The sequence below is a fragment of the Bifidobacterium aerophilum genome (assembly GCF_010667685.1).
Lineage (GTDB): Bacteria > Actinomycetota > Actinomycetes > Actinomycetales > Bifidobacteriaceae > Bifidobacterium > Bifidobacterium aerophilum.
In genome coordinates this window covers 1-1733 of record NZ_WHZW01000046.1, presented here as the reverse complement: position 1 = coordinate 1733, position 1733 = coordinate 1, and the positions used below count along the sequence as shown (strand labels likewise).

The following is a 1733-nucleotide window of genomic DNA, read 5'->3' as shown; positions in this document are numbered from 1 at the left end:
CCGATCGGGTATTTGAAGATCGCGGCCTCCTTGATGAGGCGCACGAAATCGCTGTTGTTGCCGTCGGACACGAACTCGACGCCGGTGGTGCCGGCAGCGAGCAGGGCCGACGCGTCTGCGTTTGCCATGGTCTGTTTCCTTTCTGGGTTAGTTGGCGGCGACGGTCAGGAGGACCGCGCCGTACGCGTAGTCGACGTCGAGCCGCGCGTCGTGCTGGCGGACGGGGCCCGCCTGCAACGCGGCGTCGACGAGCGGATGACGTTTGCGCCCGGCCAATACGGCGCGCACGGCCTTCGTGAACATGCGCGCCGCTTCCGGCCAGTCGCACGAGCCGTCCGCCTGCGGCGCGTAGCAGCTCAGGGTGAGCGTCATGCGCTGCGTCACGGGCGTGGTGGATGAGCCGGGGGAGAGGGTGGGCATGCATTTGGGGCCCGGGCCCTCGGGCATGTCCCACCCGACCGAAGCGTCGGGCAACGCTTCGGAGAGCAGGCCGAGGAGCATGTCGGACGGGTCGATGCCGATCAGCGCGGGGGTCATCAGAACCTCACCTTCGCGAGCATGTCGGCCATCAGGCCGCGGTGCGCGTCCTCGACGCTCATGGGGATCGTGGCGACCACGTTGCCTCGATCCCCGTCCTCGTTGCGGTACGTCTTGATCGCGGGATGCGCCTGGGCCATGCCCTTGACCTGCTCCTGCACGTTGTCGAGCAGCTTGCGGTTGTGCAAGAGTTGGCGGCTCACGTTCCGACGGTTGAGCACGACCTTCACGTTGCGGTTCATGTCGTGTCCTTTCGTCGTTCCGCGTGGTACTGGACGCCGATCACGGTGTCGCCGCGACGCCATTCCTCCGGCGTGCGGGTCACGGTCAGCGGCTCGCCGCGCACCATGGCGGTATCGCCGGCCATGACCTCGAACGGCGGTTTGCCGCGCAGATACAGGTCGCAGCCCGTCGCGACCGTGACGCGCCCGGCTTCCGCGACGCGTTCGAACGTGCCCGGCGCGACGAGCACGCCCAGCGAGCCGAGTTCGACCGGTTCGCCGGCGATCCTGCGCCCGTGCTCCACCGTGACCTGATGCCGGGTGAACGGCACCTGTTCCGTCGGCGGGATCACGGGTCGCCCCCGCACATGGTGATCGAGAACGCATGCTGCCGGCCTATGCCGAGGCGATGCTTCTCGGCCGTGGTCATGTACAGGTCGCCGGCGGGGTTCGCGAACGTGTACCCGTCCGTGAACGGGCCCGTCGTGGAATTCGCCTGCGTGACGCCCGCGGGGATGCCGTCCATGCCCGAGAGCATGGCGCGTTTGACCATCTCGCAGCAGATGTCTCCACAGATGCCCGGATTGTCGGCCTCGAGTTCACGCCAGTCGGGACAGTCCGCGCGGATGATGCGCGACGCGCGTTCCAGCAGCGTCTGCGCGCGGGAGCGTTCCTCGTCGGTCAGCTCGTGCCAGCCCGCCTCCAGCATGTCCACGTCGGCGAACGCGTCGCCGTTCGGATACGTGCCGGCCATGGTCATCCGATCGTGCCGGCCGTCTTCAGCACGGAGATGAGCTGGTTGAGCGTGGTCTTGAGGCTTTTCGCGTAGTTGAGCAGCGCGTCGTATTCGGCCTTCGTGGGCGCCGCCGCGGCCGCGGCCGGGTCGGCCGTCGTGACCGTGCCGACGGCCCCGCCCTTCTTCACGCCGCCCAACGCCGTGGTCGTGGCGGCGGGCAGCGTGTACGCGGCCGGGAT

At 68.5% G+C, this 1733-nt stretch carries 5 protein-coding genes; all 5 read right to left on the bottom strand.

Translation table 11 applies throughout. The features are described 5' to 3' along the window. Positions 1–147: 147 nt before the first annotated feature. Positions 148–537, bottom strand: a complete 390-nt coding sequence (locus GFD25_RS11920) for a hypothetical protein (protein ID WP_163233111.1) — start codon at positions 535–537, stop codon at positions 148–150. Then, positions 537–779, bottom strand: a complete 243-nt coding sequence (locus GFD25_RS11915) for a hypothetical protein (protein ID WP_163233109.1) — start codon at positions 777–779, stop codon at positions 537–539. The genes GFD25_RS11920 and GFD25_RS11915 overlap by 1 nt, the downstream gene beginning before the upstream one ends. Next, complete coding sequence (locus tag GFD25_RS11910; protein ID WP_163233107.1) at positions 776–1111, bottom strand: hypothetical protein; 336 nt, start codon at positions 1109–1111, stop codon at positions 776–778. The genes GFD25_RS11915 and GFD25_RS11910 overlap by 4 nt, the downstream gene beginning before the upstream one ends. Then, positions 1108–1512 (bottom strand): Gp19/Gp15/Gp42 family protein, encoded by a 405-nt coding sequence (locus GFD25_RS11905; protein WP_163233105.1) that lies wholly within the window; start codon positions 1510–1512, stop codon positions 1108–1110. Before GFD25_RS11905 ends, GFD25_RS11910 begins: the two co-directional genes overlap by 4 nt. A gap of 2 nt (positions 1513–1514) precedes the next feature. Further along, positions 1515–1733: head fiber protein (locus GFD25_RS11900; protein ID WP_275575595.1), on the bottom strand; the 219-nt coding region annotated here is incomplete at its 5' end.

Excerpts from the sequence above, each read along its gene's own strand:
- GFD25_RS11920 (WP_163233111.1), bottom strand. The coding sequence starts at position 537 with ATGACCCCCGCGCTGATCGGCATCGACCCGTCCGACATGCTCCTCGGC.
- GFD25_RS11915 (WP_163233109.1), bottom strand. The coding sequence starts at position 779 with ATGAACCGCAACGTGAAGGTCGTGCTCAACCGTCGGAACGTGAGCCGC.
- GFD25_RS11905 (WP_163233105.1), bottom strand. The coding sequence starts at position 1,512 with ATGGCCGGCACGTATCCGAACGGCGACGCGTTCGCCGACGTGGACATG.